3 protein-coding genes are annotated in these 2,052 nt (G+C 41.0%); 1 reads left to right on the forward strand and 2 read right to left on the reverse strand.

The genetic code is table 11. From position 1 onward, the window contains the following. Window positions 1–218 precede the first annotated feature (218 nt). On the forward strand, window positions 219–986 hold the full coding sequence (locus tag CUN59_RS19420) for an MBL fold metallo-hydrolase (protein ID WP_104389380.1): 768 nt from the start codon (window positions 219–221) through the stop codon (window positions 984–986). A gap of 102 nt (window positions 987–1,088) precedes the next feature. Here the strand turns inward: CUN59_RS19420 and CUN59_RS21580 are convergent, their stop codons facing one another. Both CUN59_RS21580 and CUN59_RS19425 read right to left on the reverse strand, forming a co-directional pair. Further along, window positions 1,089–1,226: a hypothetical protein gene (locus tag CUN59_RS21580; protein WP_165790237.1), complete on the reverse strand. Its 138-nt coding sequence runs from the start codon at window positions 1,224–1,226 to the stop codon at window positions 1,089–1,091. 36 nt (window positions 1,227–1,262) lie between these two features. Then, window positions 1,263–2,052, reverse strand: a 790-nt coding sequence (locus tag CUN59_RS19425) for a calcium-binding protein (RefSeq protein ID WP_368731936.1), incomplete at its 5' end; no start/stop codon positions are given.

The following is a 2,052-nucleotide window of genomic DNA, read 5'->3' on the forward strand; positions in this document are numbered from 1 at the left end:
CTCTTCGGAGCAAAATATTATGTCCAAAGTATTTGTTTTAAACACTGAAAAAGATTGTTACAAATATGGAAAATCAAAGATTTATTAATTGCTCAACTGTCCCTTTCGTTGTTTGTGCTGGCGCACAAGATTACTCAAGGGACGTTTCACAGTTAACCCTCCATTCCTCCCATCACCAAACTGAGTACAGTTTTGGTGGGGGTCTCCTGGAGGTTTAGATGAAACGACGACAATTGATAGGCTATACTGGTGCGGGTTTAGTCACGGCTGTAATTACTAATTTAACTGCTCAAGTTCCAGTAAATGCTCAATCTGGTGGTGTATCAATTCAGTGGTTAGGTCATACTTGCTTTTTGTTGACTACTAACAAGGCCAAAATCCTCATTAATCCTTTTCTCACGGCAGGATGTACAGCTAAATATCGTCCGCCAAAAGTTGCGGCTGATTTGGTATTAATTAGTAGTCAACTGTTAGATGAAGGTGGAATCGATCAAGTAGTGGGAAATCCTAAATTAGTTTATCAGCCCGGAGTCTATGACTTTCGCGGGGTGAGGTTCCAAGGTATTACCACAGATCATGATCGCAATGGTGGTAAAAGATTTGGTAAAAATATAGTTTGGAAATTGACCCAAGGAGGAATTAATCTCCTCCACTTGGGAGGACTGGCTGCGCCTATTACCCTAGAACAAAAAATCCTTATGGGTAGTCCTGATGTGTTATTTATTCCCGTGGGCGGTAGTGCTAAAGCTTATACTGCCCAAGAGGCAAAGGATGCTATTGCAGTTTTAAATCCTAAGTTAGTTATTCCCACCCATTACCGCACCCCAGGGGCTGATCCTAACCAGTGTGATATTACCCCAGTTGATGATTTTCTCGCTTTAATGCCGGGTATAAATGTCCGCCGGAGTAATAGTGATGCTGTGGTGATTAACTCCCAGAATTTGCCAGGAAAGACGGAAATTCAGGTTTTGAGTTATAAGTTTTAAGTTTGTGAACATTCCCAAGGTCAGATCCCCGACTTCTTAGAGAAGTCGGGGATCTTTTGGTTTTTAATTATTGTATCCCATTATTTTCGGTCAATAGATTTCCTATTGATCAGCGCGAATATTTTTAGGACAAGATAGTTGAAACTGTTCCCAGTTAAGAGTTCCCTGTTCCCTCTCCTCACAGACAACTTTTTCAGCAACCCCTAAATAGGATTTGCAACCGTTGTAGAGACGTTCCATGAAACGTCTCTACATTCTTTTTCAGAGAATCAGTTATTAACTAAAGAGGAAATTACTACCAAATAGATTTACATTCACATCAGCAGCAGTAAACCCTGTTGTTGCTGAGAAAGTGGCTAATAGTGTACCAGTGCCAAAATCAGGATTACCAAGAATATTATCACCGACACGGAGTAAAGTATTAGTACCTAATGTGACTACATCAATATTAGCAATACCAGTAAAGTTGATTCGATCTCCACCGACACCACGCACAAACTGATAAATAGTATCTGCACCGTCACCAGAAGCATAGTTAACGATATCTACCACAGCATCATTTAAACCCAGATAGAGGTTATCGTTACCAGCACCACCATTAAGGGTATCATTACCAGCATTACCAAAAAGTTGGTTGTTTTGGCTATCACCAGTAATGGTGTCATCTTGACTTGTTCCTAGAACATGATCAAAATTGATGACCGTGAATGTTCCCACTCCCGGTACACCATTGACAGTCAATTGTTGGGTTTGTAAATTGACGTTGATAGAGGCTGCATCCCCCGCAGTGGATACATCAATGGTATTATTAACCGCACTGGCATCAGCAATAATTGTCTCTACCTGAATCAGTTGATCATTTCCTAGTCCACCACCTTTAGTGATGTTTCCTGTTGGTGATAAGGTTATGCTTTGTCCAAGTTGGCTATAGTTTGCTGTATCATTACCTGCACCACCATTAAGGGTGTCGTTACCAGCACCACCAGTGAGGGTATCATTTCCTGCATTACCAGAGAGTTGGTTGTTTTGGCTATCACCAGTAATGGTGTCATTTCGACTTGTTCCT

The organism is Cuspidothrix issatschenkoi CHARLIE-1 (genome assembly GCF_002934005.1).
Taxonomy (GTDB): Bacteria; Cyanobacteriota; Cyanobacteriia; order Cyanobacteriales; family Nostocaceae; genus Cuspidothrix; species Cuspidothrix issatschenkoi.

Coding starts and splice junctions, on each gene's coding strand:
- CUN59_RS21580 (WP_165790237.1), bottom strand. CDS start 1,226: ATGGAACGTCTCTACAACGGTTGCAAATCCTATTTAGGGGTTGCTGAA.
- CUN59_RS19420 (WP_104389380.1), top strand. CDS start 219: ATGAAACGACGACAATTGATAGGCTATACTGGTGCGGGTTTAGTCACG.